Source organism: Bradyrhizobium sp. AUGA SZCCT0105, from assembly GCF_018129565.1.
GTDB lineage: Bacteria > Pseudomonadota > Alphaproteobacteria > Rhizobiales > Xanthobacteraceae > Bradyrhizobium.
Genome location: NZ_JAFCMK010000001.1, coordinates 1,205,334 through 1,220,954, shown reverse-complemented (window position 1 = coordinate 1,220,954; position 15,621 = coordinate 1,205,334). Strand labels below are relative to the sequence as shown.

At 62.1% G+C, this 15,621-nt stretch carries 11 protein-coding genes; 5 read left to right on the top strand and 6 right to left on the bottom strand.

The window, feature by feature from the left end; all coding sequences use genetic code 11:
* Window positions 1-111 precede the first annotated feature (111 nt).
* The 5 genes from JQ573_RS05645 (at window position 112) to JQ573_RS05625 (ending at window position 7,603) form a co-directional block, all read left to right on the top strand.
* On the top strand, window positions 112-579 hold the full coding sequence (locus JQ573_RS05645) for a (2Fe-2S)-binding protein (RefSeq protein ID WP_176532812.1): 468 nt from the start codon (window positions 112-114) through the stop codon (window positions 577-579).
* Window positions 579-4,112: a molybdopterin cofactor-binding domain-containing protein gene (locus JQ573_RS05640; protein WP_212311339.1), complete on the top strand. Its 3,534-nt coding sequence runs from the start codon at window positions 579-581 to the stop codon at window positions 4,110-4,112. The genes JQ573_RS05645 and JQ573_RS05640 overlap by 1 nt, the downstream gene beginning before the upstream one ends.
* A 61-nt stretch (window positions 4,113-4,173) precedes the next feature.
* Window positions 4,174-5,478 (top strand): nicotinate phosphoribosyltransferase, encoded by a 1,305-nt coding sequence (pncB, locus tag JQ573_RS05635; RefSeq protein WP_212311340.1) that lies wholly within the window; start codon window positions 4,174-4,176, stop codon window positions 5,476-5,478.
* 45 nt (window positions 5,479-5,523) lie between these two features.
* Window positions 5,524-6,819: an O-acetylhomoserine aminocarboxypropyltransferase gene (locus JQ573_RS05630; protein WP_212311341.1), complete on the top strand. Its 1,296-nt coding sequence runs from the start codon at window positions 5,524-5,526 to the stop codon at window positions 6,817-6,819.
* Between the two features lie 4 nt (window positions 6,820-6,823).
* On the top strand, window positions 6,824-7,603 hold the full coding sequence (locus tag JQ573_RS05625) for an alpha/beta fold hydrolase (RefSeq protein WP_212311342.1): 780 nt from the start codon (window positions 6,824-6,826) through the stop codon (window positions 7,601-7,603).
* Between the two features lie 750 nt (window positions 7,604-8,353).
* Here JQ573_RS05625 and JQ573_RS05620 read toward each other — a convergent pair.
* From JQ573_RS05620 to JQ573_RS05595, 6 genes are all read right to left on the bottom strand, one after another.
* Complete coding sequence (locus JQ573_RS05620) at window positions 8,354-9,064, bottom strand: hypothetical protein (protein WP_249131227.1); 711 nt, start codon at window positions 9,062-9,064, stop codon at window positions 8,354-8,356.
* A gap of 264 nt (window positions 9,065-9,328) precedes the next feature.
* Complete coding sequence (locus JQ573_RS05615; RefSeq protein ID WP_212311343.1) at window positions 9,329-9,766, bottom strand: DUF2721 domain-containing protein; 438 nt, start codon at window positions 9,764-9,766, stop codon at window positions 9,329-9,331.
* Window positions 9,767-9,809: 43 nt separating this feature from the next.
* The gene (locus tag JQ573_RS05610) at window positions 9,810-11,249 is read right to left on the bottom strand and encodes a DUF1254 domain-containing protein (RefSeq protein WP_212311344.1); all 1,440 of its coding nucleotides are present in this window, start codon (window positions 11,247-11,249) and stop codon (window positions 9,810-9,812) included.
* Window positions 11,250-11,744: 495 nt separating this feature from the next.
* Window positions 11,745-13,352, bottom strand: a complete 1,608-nt coding sequence (locus JQ573_RS05605) for an RNA-directed DNA polymerase (protein WP_212311345.1) — start codon at window positions 13,350-13,352, stop codon at window positions 11,745-11,747.
* Window positions 13,353-13,463: 111 nt separating this feature from the next.
* On the bottom strand, window positions 13,464-14,321 hold the full coding sequence (locus JQ573_RS05600; RefSeq protein ID WP_212311346.1) for a DUF3800 domain-containing protein: 858 nt from the start codon (window positions 14,319-14,321) through the stop codon (window positions 13,464-13,466).
* A 229-nt stretch (window positions 14,322-14,550) separates the two neighbouring features.
* Window positions 14,551-15,573 (bottom strand): S1C family serine protease, encoded by a 1,023-nt coding sequence (locus JQ573_RS05595; protein WP_212311347.1) that lies wholly within the window; start codon window positions 15,571-15,573, stop codon window positions 14,551-14,553.
* Window positions 15,574-15,621: the final 48 nt, after the last annotated feature.

Below are 15,621 nucleotides of genomic sequence, written 5' to 3'. Positions count from 1 at the left end.
ACGCGCTGCAGCGCGGCATGCCGCCGCTTGCACGTTTGTATACAAACGTTATCCTCATCGGCGGATTTGACGCTGACATTGCAGCGCAAACATCAGGGGAGAACCGGAGCGATGCGCCTGACCGTGAACGGCAGGAATCATGATGTCGACGCCGCTCCCGACACCGCATTGCTTTACGTGCTGCGCAACGATCTCGCATTGAACGGACCGAAATACGGCTGCGGGCTCGGCGAGTGCGGCGCCTGCGCCGTGCTGATCGACGGCGTCGCCGCGCGCGCCTGCGTGATTCCGATCGAAGGCTGCGCGGGGCGCAACATCGTCACGCTCGAAGGGCTTGGCAGCCGCGAGCATCCCGATCCGGTGCAGGATGCCTTCATCCGTGAACAGGCCGCGCAGTGCGGCTATTGCCTCAACGGCATGATCATCACCACCAAGGCGCTGCTCACGCGCAATCCCCATCCTTCCGAGCATGAGGTGCTGGAAGCGCTGCGCTACAATCTCTGCCGCTGCGGCGCACATATCGAAATCATCCGCGCGGCGATGCGTGCCGCCGGCCACGTGCTCGAGGCGCGCGATTGATGGCCGGTTCGGAGCAACGCAAGCGCGGCTCGCTGTCCGTCGTTCGCCCTGCGGTGCTCGGCGCGGAAGGCGCGTTCGAGACCTTCATCACCATCACGGCCGACGGTTCGGTCAGTGCCTATAACGGCCATGTCGATCTCGGCACCGGCATCCGCACCGCGCTCGGACAGATCGTCGCCGAAGAGCTCGACGTCTCCTTTGTCCGCGTGGTCGTGATCCTCGGCGACACCGCCGTGGTGCCGAACCAGGGCGCGACGATCGCAAGCGAGACCATCCAGATCACCGCCATTCCCCTGCGCAGGGCGGCCGCGCAGGCGCGGCACTTTTTGCTCGCGCGCGCGGCGGAGCGGCTCGAACTGCCGGCTGGCGACCTCACGATCGAGGACGGCCTGATCCGTGGTCACGACAACCGCAGCGTCAGCTATGGCGAGTTGATCGCGGATGAGACCATCCGGCTCGAACTCGCCGACGACGTTCCCGTCAAGGCCGTGAGCGCCTATTCCGTCGTCGGCAAGTCGGTGCCGCGCGTCGACCTGCCGGCGAAGGCCACCGGCGAGCTGGTCTATGTCCACGATGTGCGCGTGCCCGGCATGCTGCATGGCCGCGTCGTCCGGCCGCCCTACGCCGGCGTGGATGCCGGCCCGTTCGTCGGCACCAGCCTGATCGCGGTCGATGAAGCCTCGGTGCGGGATGTTCCCGGCCTCGTCGCGGTGGTGCGGATCGGCGACTTCGTCGGCGTCGTCGCCGAGCGCGAGGAGAACGCGATCAAGGCCGCCGCGCAGCTCAAGGTGAGCTGGAAGCCGGGACCGGCGCTGACCGATCTTTCCGACATCGAGAAGGCGCTGCGCGCCAATCCCTCGACGCCGCGCCAGCTGATCGACAGAGGCGACGTCGATGCCGCGATCAAGGCGGCGGCCAAGCCGATGCAACGGACCTACGTCTGGCCCTACCAGATGCACGGCTCGATCGGCCCGTCCTGCGCGGTCGCCGATTACGCAGACGGAGCGATCCGGGTCTGGTCCGGCACGCAGAACCCGCACATCCTGCGCGGCGATCTGGCGCTACTAATTCAGCGGCCCGAATCCGAGATCGACATCGTCAGGATGGAGGCCGCCGGCTGCTACGGCCGCAACTGTGCCGACGATGTCTCCGCCGATGCGCTGCTGCTGTCGCGCGCGGTCGGCCGCCCGGTGCGCGTCCAGCTTACCCGCGAGCAGGAACACGCGTGGGAGCCGAAGGGCACCGCGCAGCTGATGGATGTCAACGGCGGCCTCAACGCCGATGGCAGTGTCGCCGGTTACGACTTCGTCACGCGCTATCCCTCCAACGGCGCGCCTACGCTGGCGCTGCTGCTCACCGGGCGGATCGCACCTGAAGCCGCCGTGTTCGAGATGGGCGACCGCACTGCGATCCCGCCCTACGACTACGAGAACATGCGCGTCGTCGCCAACGACATGCCGCCGATCGTGCGCGCCTCATGGCTTCGCGGCGTCTCGGCGCTGCCCAATACGTTCGCGCATGAATCCTATATCGACGAGCTTGCCGCCGAGGCCGAGGTCGATCCGATCGAATATCGGCTGCGCTATCTCAGGGATAAGCGCGCGATCGACCTCGTCAACGCGGTCGCCGAGCGCGCCGGCTGGACGCCGCGTCCGGTGCGGCAGGAGCCCGAGGCCGAGGGCGATATCGTGCGCGGCCGCGGCTTTGCCTATGCGCTCTACGTACACAGCAAGTTTCCCGGCTACGGCGCGGCATGGTCGGCATGGATCGCCGACGTCGCCGTGAACAAGGCGACCGGCGACGTCAGCGTGACCCGCGTCGTCGCCGGCCAGGATTCCGGGCTGATGATCAATCCGGAGGGCGTGCGGCACCAGATCGAAGGCAATGTCATCCAGTCGACCAGCCGCGCGCTGATGGAAGAAGTCTCGTTCGAGCGCGGCGCTGTCACAGCGCGGGAATGGGGCGCCTATCCCATCATCAAATTCCCCGATCTGCCCGAGATCGATGTGCTGATGCTGCCGCGGCAGGACCAGCCGCCGCTCGGCGTCGGCGAGTCCGCCTCGGTGCCGAGCGCCGCTGCGATCGCCAATGCGATCTATGATGCGACCGGCGTGCGCTTTCGCGAGCCGCCGTTCACGCCGGAACGCATTTTGAAGGGCTTGCGCGGCGAGCATCCCGTGGCGCCCGTACCGCTTGCACCACCCACGCATGCGGCTGACCTCAGCAGATGGCAAAATCCGTTTGTAAAGCGCGGTGGTGTGCTCGCCGGCATTGCCGCGCTCTGCGCCGCGGCGATCGGAATCGGCGCGGCGGTGCTGCCGTGGCGCGCGATTGCGCCGATCGCGCGGCCCGATGCCTCGGTCTATTCCGCCGCGACGATCGCGCGGGGCAAGGAGCTCGCCGCGCTCGGCGCCTGCGCGGTCTGCCATACGTCGGAGCACGGCACCCTGAACGCCGGCGGTCGGCCGCTCGAGACACCGTTCGGCACGATCTACACGACCAACATCACGCCCGATATCGACACCGGCATCGGCGCCTGGTCCTATCCCGCGTTCGAGCGCGCGATGCGCGAGGGCATTCATCGCGACGGGCGCCATCTCTATCCGGCGTTTCCCTACACGCATTTTGCGAAGACCACCGATGCCGACCTGCAGGCGCTGTACGCCTATCTGATGGCGCAGGCGCCGGTGCGCGCCGAGACGTCGGCGAACGCGCTGGCCTTTCCGTTCAACCTGCGCCCGCTGCTCGCGGGATGGAATGCGCTGTTCCATCAGCCCAGCACATTCCAACCCGATCCATCGAAGTCGGCGATCTGGAATCGCGGCGCCTATCTAATCGAGGGTCTCGGCCATTGCAGCGCCTGCCACTCGCCGCGCAATGCGCTGGGCGCCGAACGGCAAGCGGCCTATCTCGCCGGCGGCTTCGCCGAGGGCTGGGAGGCGCCGGCGCTGACGTCGCTGTCGAAGGCGCCGATCCCCTGGAGCGAGGACGAGCTGTACACTTATCTGCGCACCGGCGAGTCCCGCCTGCATGGCGTTGCCGCGGGACCGATGGCGCCGGTCGTGCAGGAGCTCACTATACTGCCCGACCAGGACATCCGCGCGATGGCGGTCTACCTCGCCTCGTTCAACGAGACCGCCGACCGGTCCGCGCACGATGCCGTGGCCGGCAAGCTCGAAACCGCCACCGCCGTCGCCACCGCGGCCTCCACCGGTGCCCGGATCTATCAGGGCGCCTGCGCCGTCTGCCATGAGGTCGGCGGCCCGCCGCTGTTCGGGAGCCGGCCGTCGCTGGCGCTGAACAGCAATTTGCACAGCGACGCCCCCGACAATCTGATCCAGGTGATCCTGCACGGCATCGCCAAGCCGGCCGTGACCGATCTGGGCTACATGCCGGCCTTCAAGGACAGCATGAGCGACGGCCAGGTCGCCGAGCTCGTCGACTTCCTGCGGCAGCAATTCGCCCCGGGCAGGCCGGCCTGGAGCGATGTTGCCACAGCCGTCGGCCGTATCCGGCGGGATATAGCCCGCTGACCTGCCATGTTCCGCCCGAAACCCACTGGGCGGGCGCCGTTCGGCAGGCTACAGTTCCGGCATGGCGGTCACAGATATTGCAACCCGGACCTATAATCACGGCTGGCGGCTCGATCCGATCGTGCGCAGCCTGCTGGACACCGATTTCTACAAGCTGTTGATGATGCAGATGATCCGGGAATGCTACCCGGACACGCAGACGACCTTTTCGGTGATCAACCGCTCGACCCATATCCGGCTGGCCGAGGTCATCGACGAGGGCGAGCTGCGCGCCCAGCTCGACCACGCCCGCACCATCCGCTTCACCAAGAAGGAACTGATCTGGCTCGCCGGCAACACGTTCTACGGCAAGACCCAGATGTTCTCGCCCGACTTCATCAACTGGCTCTCGACCTTCCGCCTGCCCGAATACGAGCTGCACAAGGTCGACGGCCAGTATGAGCTGCATTTCCACGGGCCGTGGACCCACACCACGATGTGGGAGATCCCGGCGCTCGCGATCCTCAACGAACTGCGCTCGCGCGCGGCGACCAAGACCTACGGCCGCTTCGCGCTCGACGTGCTCTACGCCCGCGCCAAGGCCAAGCTGTGGGCCAAGGTCGAGCGGCTGCGCAAGCTGGACGGATTGCGGCTGTCCGATTTCGGCACGCGCCGCCGCCACGGCTTCCTGTGGCAGCGCTGGTGCGTCGAGGCGGTGAAGGAAGGCCTCGGCCCGTCCTTCACCGGAACGTCGAACGTGCTGCTCGCGATGGACAACGACCTCGAGGCGATCGGCACCAACGCGCACGAGCTGCCGATGGTGGCCGCGGCACTCGCCGACGACGACCAGGAGCTGCGCTGGGCGCCCTATCGGATCCTCGACCAATGGCGCCACGCCTATGGCGGCAACCTGCTGATCGCGCTGCCCGATGCCTTCGGCACCAAGCCGTTCCTCCGCGATGCACCGGATTGGGTCGCCGACTGGACCGGCTTTCGTCCCGACAGCGCGCCGCCGATCACCGCCGGCGAAGAGATCATCAAGTGGTGGAAGCATAAGGGCCGCGACCCCAAGGAGAAGCTCCTGGTGTTCTCCGACGCGATGGATGTCGGCTCGATCGAGGAGACGTTCCATCACTTCAAGGGACGCGTGCGCGTCAGCTTCGGCTGGGGCACCAACCTCACGAACGATTTCGTCGGCTGCGCGCCGGACGGCACCGCCGAGCTCGACCCGATCTCGATCGTGTGCAAGGTGACGTCGGTCGACGGCCGACCGGCCGTCAAACTCTCCGACAATCCGGAGAAGGCGACCGGCATCCCGTCCGAAGTCGAGCGCTATCTGCGCGTGTTCGGCAATGTCGGCCGCGTTCGCACCGCAGTTCACGTCTAAACCAACGCACCGATCACTCCGATCGACTGACACGACGAGTTTCGCATGCCCGCACCCAAGCCGCCTGCCTTCGAAACCCTGAGCCTGCACGCCGGCCAGCGCCCCGATCCCGCAACCGGCGCTCGCGCGGTGCCGATCTATCAGACCACGTCCTACGTGTTCCAGGACGCCGACCATGCCGCGGCGCTGTTCAACCTTGAACGCGCCGGCCACATCTATACGCGCATCTCCAATCCGACCACATCAGTGCTGGAAGAGCGCATCTCCGCGCTCGAATGCGGCGTCGGCGCGATCTGCACCGCGAGCGGCATGGCCGCGATGCATCTTGCCATCGCGACGCTGCTCAATGCCGGCGACCACATCGTCGCCTCCGCCTCGCTCTATGGCGGCACCATCAACATTCTGGCGCACACGCTGCCGCGCTTCGGCATCACCACGACCTTCGTGAAGCCGCGCGCGCTGGACGAATTCCGTGCCGCGATCAAGCCGAACACGCGGCTCGTGATCGGCGAGACCATCGGCAATCCGGGCCTCGAAGTGCTCGATATCCCCGCGGTCGCGCAAATCGCGCATGATGCGAAGATTCCACTGCTGATCGACAACACCTTCGCGACGCCTTATCTCAGCCAGCCGATCGAGCTCGGTGCCGACATCACGATGAATTCGGCGACCAAATGGATGGGCGGCCACGGCATCGCGATCGGCGGCGTCATCGTCGACGGCGGCCGGTTCGACTGGCGCGCGTCCGGCAAATTCCCGCAGCTCACCGAGCCCTATGCCGGCTATCACGGCATCGTCTTCGACGAGCAGTTCGGCAAGGCCGCCTTCATCATGCGCGCCCGCACCGAGGGGCTGCGCGATTTCGGCGCCTGCCTGTCGCCGACCAACGCCTTCCAGCTGTTGCAGGGCATCGAGACGCTCGGCGTCCGCATGGATCGCCACATCAGCAACACCCATGCGGTGCTGGACTTCCTCACCACGAACAAGGCGGTCGACTGGGTGCTGCATCCGTCGCTGGAGACGCATCCGGACTACGCGCTGGCGAAGAAGCTGTTGCCGCGCGGCGCCGGCTCGATCGTCAGCTTCGGCATCAAGGGCGGCCGCGCCGCCGGCAAGAAGTTCATCGAGCAGCTGAAGCTGATCAGCCACCTTGCCAATGTCGGCGATGCCAAGACGCTGGTGATCCACCCCGCCAGCACCACGCATCAGCAGATGGACGCCGAGCAGCTCAAGGCCGCCGGTATCGGCGAGGAGCTGGTGCGGCTGTCGGTCGGCATCGAGACCGCGCAGGACATCATCGACGATCTCGGCCAGGCGCTCCGCGCCTCGCAAAGGACTTAGGGCCATGCAGCTTTCCGTCAACGGGTCAGACACCTTCATCGCGACCGGCGGCAAGCCGTTCGATGCATCGCTGCCGGCTGTCGTGATGATCCACGGCGCCGGCTTCGATTCCTCGACCTGGGCGCTGCACAGCCGCTGGTTCGCCCATCACGGCTATTCCGTGCTGGCGCCGGATCTGCCCAGCCACGGCCGCTCCGCCGGCAAGCCGCTTGCGACCGTCGCCGAGATGGCCGACTGGGTCGCGGCGTTGATCACGGCGGCCGGCGCGTCGAAGGCGCGGCTGATCGGCCACTCGATGGGCTCGCTGATCGCGATCGAGACCTCGGTACGGCATCCCGACAAGGTGTCCGGCCTTGCGCTGATTGGCACCGCCGCGACCATGACGGTCGGCCCCGATCTGTTGAAGGCTGCCGAGGCCAATGACACCGCCGCGATCGACATGGTCTCGATCTGGGGCCTCGGCTTCAAGGCCGAGCTCGGCGGCAGCCTCGCGCCCGGCCTCTGGATGCACCAGGGCGCGCAGCGGGTGCTGCAGGAGGCCAAGCCCGGCGTGCTCTACAACGACCTCAACGCCTGCAACGCCTACCAGAACGCGCTCGCGGCTGCGGCCGCGGTCAAGGTGCCCGCGACCTTCATCCTCGGCGAGCGCGACATGATGACCCCCGCCAAGGCCGGCAAGGCGCTCGCCGCGGCGACGCCGAATGCCCGCACCGTGGTGCTGCCAGGCGCCGGCCACATGATGATGGTCGAGCAGCCCGACGAGCTGCTGGCGGCGTTGCAGTAGCGGTGCCGAAATCCCTCTTCCCTTCTCCCCCTTGTGGAGAAGGTGGCGCGCGCAGCGCGCCAGATGAGGGGTTTGTCTCCGCGGATAGAGCTCCCTGAGGCCGCTCAGATGCTTTCGCGTTCGAAGTGCCTTAGCGGCCACTCCCCCAAAATATCGAAAACAACCCCATGCAAAGTAGCAGGGCGGCCGCCGGCCTTCTGACAAGCAACTTGACACGTCGGGCAACTCAGCGATATCTTCTATTATTCCGAAATACCGCGAACGCCCAGTCCGACAGCGTAGGCGTCCGTCGCGAAGAGCGAATTAGCTTGCCTTGCGTTGAGTCCTTTTGCACTCTCAGCTCAGGAGGCCGATGCATGAAGATGAAGATAATGACCGTCGCGTGCGCTCTCGGAACGGCCCTGGTGCTGTGTAACCTCGGGACGTCAGGTGCTGAAGCCGGGACGCGGAAGGCACAAGTCGTTCATGAACGAACGAGGGTCGTGATCTCGACGCCCGTGATAACGCCGACTCCGTGGGATTATTATATTGTTCCACGATATCGCTATCGCCCTGAAGACGACCGGGTCGATCCATATGGGCCGCCCCTGGTGTCGTCTTGGCGGCTCTATGAGGGGTGGCGGTGGCCATACTGGTGGTGAACAGCGATCACGCCAAACAGATCGCATTCCGGGAGAAATAGTGACCGTTCCCTGACGGACGCGGCGGTGGCAGCTTCGGGCCAACAGCCGAAGGTGCGAAACGCGCCGGTTATTGTGGCTCTCTCAGATGCCAATCTCCCTTTCGGCGCTCGATAGAGGTCGGCGACGTTCGTTGCGGCGCTCCCAGTGATGACGCAAGAAGATTGACCCTGGTATTCCCGTCCCAACCAATGAATTCGTAGAGCCATTGCCCATCGTCGGGAGTGCGATAGTGCCATTCCTTGAGAGATGAATTTGGCTTACTCGGAACGATATCCATTCCGTTGGGAGGTCCGGAGGGACCTTCCCCCGAGGCAACGGAGGCCAGCCAGCGCTTGTCGGGAGAATAGTGCGGAGGTGCAACGATGCCTGTATCGTCGCCCGTGTCCGCCCATACAAGCCGCCAACTCACACCTTCCCAATAATCGACTTCGATCAGCAACAGATCGTGCTCGGGAAAATAGCCGGTCAGTTGATATTTGACGCAGCCATCGGCGTCAGTGCTCTGACACTTCGCTTCCTCGTTCAGATAAACTCGCGTCTTCCCGTTCCTGAACGTCAACTGCAAACCAGGACCTACGCGTCGGGCCAATTCGCCAACCTGTTCCAGACAGGCTTTCTCTGAGCGATCAATCTCGCCTACGCCATGGTCGCCGAGGCAGCGGCCGTCCTGCGAAGGATGATCAGAAAAGGAATAGGGAACGTCAGCGAGTGCGGCTGCGTCGATGCAGAGACATGCTGCCGCGGAGGCGATCACCAGCCATGCGAGCAGAGCCCTCATTTTGCCAAGCCCAAGTCAGGAAACGCCGCCCCTGGCGTGATAAGAGAAAACCCTATTGGACGGGTTAATGGCTTAGGTCAAAGTTGCCCGGTCATAGATGTCAGCTTTGGGGTCAAAAGCCGCCGATAGCGATCGAACCTCGGGACTTCCGGTTCACTCCGCAGAGCCGACGTTCTCGATGGTCATCCGGACCGTCAGCTTTGGGCCAGAAGCGGACCCGATCGCATTTCAAGGTTCGGTCCACTCCGGGCCAGTGCGCGCGTACTACCGGATCGCTTCGTATTCGTGCACGGAAATTCTCGTTTCACGGACAAGGTTTGTCAGTGCTGCCGTGAAAAAGCTGAGCGCAACAACAAACAGCACCGCAACGCCGTATTCGTGGCGCAGCTGATAATATGCGCTGATGAAGGCCACGATCACCAGCAGGCAAGTCAGTATCGCGCTGATCCCGGAGTACTGCACCGCCTTGTTCAGCAACTCGGCACGGCGGTTCAACTTAGGGATATCCTTCTTGGGTACGGTCTTGGCACCTTCGCCATCCGGAAGGGCATTAAGAACTTGGATGCGGTCGATCACCCGGTTCATGCGGGACATGAGCAGGGAAACAAACCCTGCAACAGCCCCGAGAAGAAAGGAAGGCGCAGTAACCTGAACGATCACCTGCGATAGTTGCTCAACAGACGGCGTATCGGGAAACAGCATCGCGCCTGCCTCCTTCATGTCATCGAGGTAAGTCGAAATGGCGCTAGGTGGTGGTCACCTTCCGTACCGGCGGCGGTTTCCAGCTCCCGTTGATTATCGACGGTGACTTTTCATTCGGCCAGTACATGCGCAGCATCAGCACGAACTTGCCAGCAGGTGCGGGCAACCAGTTTTCCTCCTTGTCAGGACCCGGGCTGCCCTGCTGGATGTAGAGATCGACCGACCCGTCCGGATTGGTCTTGAGTTTCTGGCGGGCGCTGATGGACTGGCGGTTGATGGGATTGGCGACGAAGAAGTAATTTTCGTCATACATCGTCAGCGACCAGAAGCCTCCGACCGGCGGCAGCTGTCCTTTTGGGAAACGCATGACGTACTTGTTGCTGCCGACATAGTCCTTGCCGTCGGCGTCCTTTTGCGATGTCGGATAGCAGGCATCCTGAATCCGATTGGCCCCAAGCCCGATCGCAGTGACGAGGGCGCGGTTGAGATAATTGGTGCCGTAGACGCCGGCTTCCTGATCGAAAGCCCAGCCATTCGTGTTCCGGATCGCCTTGTTGACCTTGAACTGCAGCATGATGCGGTCGAAGGCGATCTGGGGGATGCGCTTGGCGAATGCGGCATCGAATTCGCGTGCATCAAAGTCCTTGCCCGGAACGAGACCAATCTTTGCGAACTTGGCAACTTCAGCCGCGTCTGCGGCCGCGGGTGGATTGCGCTTCATCAGTTGCGCAAGAAGTGTGAAGTACGCAACAGCGTCTAGGCCGTTAACCTGGTCGCGTACCGCCACTTTCATGTCGATAGAAGGATCGACCTTGCCCGTCGGTGGCGTATACGATTTGCCGTAGGCACTGAGCGGCACCAACTTGAATTGATCCTGTGCGGCGTGCACCGTTGCGTAATCCTCCGGCGTGCCGGTGCAGTAGATGCGGCCGAGGATCCACACGATGCTGGTTGGCGATTTGTATTCCTTGACGCCGGCGGGCAGCGTTCCCTTCCAGCCGGGTCCGGTGATCGCATAGGTCTGCGCGGTCGTGCCGGTCGTGCGTTTGCCCGGTACCTGGAAGACATTGGTCCAGCCATCGAGCATCGGGAAGAGAAAGTAGCGGTCCTTCATGTCCGGCATGCTCAGGACCCAGGGCTCGTCGCCGACGTCGATCCATGCTGACGTGTAGAGGGTATCGGCATTGGGTGCCGTTACATCCTTGAAGGTGGCATCCGGGTACTTGCGGAGCTTGATAAACTGTCCCATCGGCCCGCGCGTGCCCTCAGGCGACGCAACATTGGTCATGATCCGGCGGGTCATCTCCATCGTCAGGAGCGGGTATCCGTAGATATAGGCGTCCTGGGCGAGCCAGAAGTCTTCACCGGCTTCCAACGCCCGAATCACGGGACCATCGGACTGGGCGCTTGCGGCGCGAGACATCGCAAGGGTCGAAACAGCAGCACTCAGCCCGGCAAGTGCCTGACGACGGTCGATTGACATGTTTTGCTCTCCCAGCCTCGTTCAGACGAGAGTAGCGGGCCGAGTTCCATTGCCCTTGATTTATATCAACGGGTGCTGGCGCACTTCTTCCGTGGGCGATGTCCGCTCAGGGTCACAAGCCGCCCTTGGCGGTCGGACCTCAGGACTTCCGGTTCACTTCGCAGAGCCGACGTTCCCGGCGGTCATGCAGACCGTAAGCTATCGGCCAATCCCGACATTCGGTAGTGCTGCACCAGGCTCACCGCTAGCATGGCAAAACTATTTCGGATGAATGACAAAAGCGATGGCCGCGCCGAGCGAAAACCAGATCAACAGGGGCGTCTCTACGCGGATCACCCACTTGCGATAGACACGGCCAGTTAAGTCAACGTCTGTGGGATCGGTCGGAAACACGAAGCCACCAGCGCGAGGAAGATTCCGCAACTCTTAAAATGTCAAGCTTCGGCGAGGAAACCGATGTTGGAGATCATCAGCCTTCTGAGCCAGCCAGCAGAGCTATAGGACCACGTCTTCCTCAGGCTCCGCATCGTAAGAACTCACCCGAAACTCGATAGCGTGAGCTATGTCGCTAAACTTGGACTCCTCGATGCCGCTAAAAACGCGCGTAAGACGCTCCGCATCAAAAACAAATACCTGCTTTTCGGACATAGCCTTCAAAGTATCGTTCGTAAGGAGGTTCTTCACTTCTGAGTTTCGAAGCCACCCGCTAGACGACCACTCTAGGAATACCGGCCACATTGCTCCATCAGCGCTTTCCGTATTTATCAGCTCAAAGATCGCATTGAAGACTGACTTACTCCCATAGCCAAGAAAGTTCATTACCGAAACAATGGAAAGCGCCCCACAATTTCGAACAATTGCGATTGCGATTGCGTCTGGAACTTCGACTTGAAGGAGTTTTGCCGCGAATAGCAGCCAACAGACCTCACTGTCATTGCCAAGCCGGCCATGATGATCCAGCATCGACCTAATCAGTCTGGACCATCGCTCTTCGTCTAGATCGTCCTTCGTCAGTTTACGCCAGACTAGAACACGGACGACATAGTCGAGTGTGTGGCCGAAATGAACTGCCGAACGCATCAAGAATGGCTGAAGGGTTGCCCACTCGTCCCACTGATGGTCCGACCGATCAAGTTGCCGAATTGCATACTTCAGTATCCCATCGTCGCTATCAGCGAGTGATAACTCGAACGCATACTCAAGCGCAGCTCTTAGGCGCTCATCTCGCCGGTGATTCGGCGCCCCCAAGGCAACCTCGAGGCGATTTGCGACATCGGACGGCCATGCATCGGTAAAACGAAAATTGGGACCGTAAATGCGAGTCTTGCTTTCATTGATATCTAGCTCGAACTCGCGCAGGCAATTTCGATATGTCCACAACGCTCGTTCGACATCCGAATGCGACTGCGCCCCGATCCACACGTCATCAACGTGCCGAATAAAGCCGACCTCAGCGTCGACAAATCGAGAGTGGAAGTCAGTATCGATACTTGTACAGATTAATTCGGCTACATAGCGCGAAGCGTCAGGACCAACCGGGATACCAATCGTTTGACCGTCTTGTCCTTGTCGTAACGTAAAATCGAGTCGATTGAAGTAGACGTCCTTAGCGTCGAACTTCCGCGTTTTCTTGGCGACGTCCCTGCTGTGAAAAGCCCAAGAAACAGAATGCGTATAAATCGAGTGATAAAACCGGGAGATGTCGGTTTTGGCTATAAATCTGTAACCGGCCAATCTATTCAGACGTTCAACTTCCAATTGGTTGTGCGACGAGATTTCGATAGCTCGTTCTCCTTGCGGAGTATGGGTGGGCACCGACAAGCTCGACGGATTACTTGCGAAGAGCTTGTCGAGTTCGGGAGCGTGCAGCTGCAAGAATTCTGCTAAATCGTGAGCCGTAATGGGATGAATAGCTGAGAACGTGCGGCGGGACGCGCCGCGTTTGGATGCATTGTAAATCGCCGATCTAAGCGGCTGCTTCGGATCTGATAAATAGCTTGAGGGATTATCCGCGTAGAATTGGGCTATCTGCTCGGTGTGGAATGGCGGGGGCAAGTTCTCCGGGAAGTAGCCAACTCGGAGTAAATCCTGCTTCAGCGACATGAAAGATTCCGCATTTTGGTAAGGGAGCCATCGAATTATCTTGCCGCCGTTGAAGCATGGAGTCCTTCGGAAATGCGGGCGCCTGGATTTCGAAGGGTTTCGCCTCTCTCTTCACGGCCAAAACTTGTACCCATAGAATTCGAATATTTGCTTTTGCTGATCGTTCAACTTCGCCTTCCACGTTGGCGTCGGCTGTAGGGCTACGCCGTAGTCCATGCAGGACCCATTTTCTTTAGCCATGATCGGCTCCACCAGTCTCGCAAATTCAATGTTCCATTTGGTTGGTGGAAGCGTATTGACAGCTTGGTAGAAGGCACTGGTTACGAGGTCAGCAAGCTGGGCACCTGGACTTGCCAGATGCGAAACGGGCTGGGCAAGACGCCAGTCCAGCACTTCCCACATGATCCTGCGCTTCTGAAGGACGAGAGCGCCCGCTTTCGCCTGCACTTTTAGAAGCTCGTGATAGGCGGCCGTTTGCGCATAGGAATGGACGCTGCGCTCGCTATACGCGAGTTTCAGGAAACGCCCCTTTTCACGGTCCTTTGCGGCGTGCCGAAAGCAGAAGTCTGTTACGCGCTCCAAAAGCAGACGTAGACAGTAGTTGTAGAACCATTGCTGGGCTCCTCTGCGCTCGGCTCGTTCATTGCTATGGCGGCGCATGTTCTTTTTGTTCGAAGCAAGCACAAAGCCGCGCAACGGAAGCTGAGCGATCTCGCCTAATGCGATCCTCTTCTGGGAGGCCGATAGATGCCGGTAATGCAGATCACCACGACTACATCCCGCCTTGGATAGGATCGTTCGAACCCAGTCAGTCACCTCGGATTCATGCTTGGCTCTAATCAGCACCGCGCCAAGGCATAGCCATTCCGTCGCGCCAACGGGGTCAATCGGGCGCACCGCTTTCAGTCCGGTGTCGCCCGCCTCGTCGATGAAAGCGACGTAGTAGGGGTCTGGAGCTTGAGTCGCCATGGCGCGCAACTATGGCGTGTCACTCGATGGCGGATCAATCCGTAAGCGGTAATGTGGCTGTGCCTGTGAACAGATAAACCGGGGAAGTTGTTTAGGACACCAAAGGGCACCTGCTCCGGCCAAATAAATTAAGATATTGATACTGCTGTCAATAATGTGAATCGCGGAGCTTGGCGCCTCTCCCACAAGGAGAGAGGGTGCACCTCCTGCATGGCAAACTCGGCGCCCCTCACTGCTTCGCGGGCTTCCTCCCGATCGGGTGGATGTCGATCGCGCGCAGGCGGCCGAGGCGCAGTACGTCCATCGACAGGGTCCGGTCGATCCGGCTGTGATCGAGCGCGCGGATCAGATCGTCGACACCGTGGATCTCGACGCCATCGAGCTTGATCACGACGTCGCCCGGCAACAGGCTGGCGCGTGCGGCCGGGCTGTCGGGCTCGATCTGCATCAACAGCGCGCCCATCTTGTTCTCGACGCCGGCCAGCACCGCATGGCGCCGCGGCACCGGCGCGGTCTGGCCGGCGACGCCGATATAGGCGCGGCGGACATAGCCGTGACGGATGATCTCCGACAGCACGAACTGCGCGGTGTTGCTGGCGACCGCAAAGCAGATGCCCTGCGCGCCGTTGATGATCGCGGTGTTGATGCCGATCACCTCGCCGTTCGACGATACCAGCGGCCCGCCGGAATTGCCGGGATTGAGCGCGGCATCGGTCTGGATCACGTCCTCGATGGTCCGCCCGCTGACCGAGCGGATCGAGCGGCCGAGCGCCGACACCACGCCGGCGGTCACCGTCGATTCGAAGCCGAGCGGATTGCCGATCGCGACCACGAGCTGGCCGCGCCGTAACGACTTGGAGTTGCCGAGCGAGGCATAGGGCAGATCGCGCGCGCCGTCGGCCCGCAGCAGCGCGAGATCTGTGTCGGGATCGACGCCGAGCACATGGGCGTCGGTGACGAAGCCCTCGGTGTCGCGCAGACGGATCTCCTTCGACGATCCGACCACATGGCTGTTGGTCAGCACGAACCCGTCGGGCGAGATGACGATGCCCGAACCGAGCCCGCCGCGCTCGCGCGCATTGCGCACTTTCGGCCCGGTTTCGACGCGGACCACGGCGGGACCGACGCGGTCGGTGACGTCGATCACGGCATTGGAATAGGCGTCGAGCAACACCCGGTCATCGGTTTGAGCAGCATCAGCCGCCCGCGATGACGGCGTGTCAGCGGCGGTATCTGAGGTAAAATCCAGCATGGCGAGAGTCCTTTGGTCACCTCAAATGGTGACCGGTTCCCGCCGCCG

What these genes read in the sequence shown, in the direction of transcription:
- JQ573_RS05645 (WP_176532812.1), top strand. Translation starts at nt 112, where the DNA reads ATGCGCCTGACCGTGAACGGCAGGAATCATGATGTCGACGCCGCTCCC.
- JQ573_RS05640 (WP_212311339.1), top strand. Translation starts at nt 579, where the DNA reads ATGGCCGGTTCGGAGCAACGCAAGCGCGGCTCGCTGTCCGTCGTTCGC.
- pncB (WP_212311340.1), top strand. Translation starts at nt 4,174, where the DNA reads ATGGCGGTCACAGATATTGCAACCCGGACCTATAATCACGGCTGGCGG.
- JQ573_RS05630 (WP_212311341.1), top strand. Translation starts at nt 5,524, where the DNA reads ATGCCCGCACCCAAGCCGCCTGCCTTCGAAACCCTGAGCCTGCACGCC.
- JQ573_RS05625 (WP_212311342.1), top strand. Translation starts at nt 6,824, where the DNA reads ATGCAGCTTTCCGTCAACGGGTCAGACACCTTCATCGCGACCGGCGGC.
- JQ573_RS05620 (WP_249131227.1), bottom strand. Translation starts at nt 9,064, where the DNA reads ATGAGGGCTCTGCTCGCATGGCTGGTGATCGCCTCCGCGGCAGCATGT.
- JQ573_RS05615 (WP_212311343.1), bottom strand. Translation starts at nt 9,766, where the DNA reads ATGCTGTTTCCCGATACGCCGTCTGTTGAGCAACTATCGCAGGTGATC.
- JQ573_RS05610 (WP_212311344.1), bottom strand. Translation starts at nt 11,249, where the DNA reads ATGTCAATCGACCGTCGTCAGGCACTTGCCGGGCTGAGTGCTGCTGTT.
- JQ573_RS05605 (WP_212311345.1), bottom strand. Translation starts at nt 13,352, where the DNA reads ATGTCGCTGAAGCAGGATTTACTCCGAGTTGGCTACTTCCCGGAGAAC.
- JQ573_RS05600 (WP_212311346.1), bottom strand. Translation starts at nt 14,321, where the DNA reads ATGGCGACTCAAGCTCCAGACCCCTACTACGTCGCTTTCATCGACGAG.
- JQ573_RS05595 (WP_212311347.1), bottom strand. Translation starts at nt 15,573, where the DNA reads ATGCTGGATTTTACCTCAGATACCGCCGCTGACACGCCGTCATCGCGG.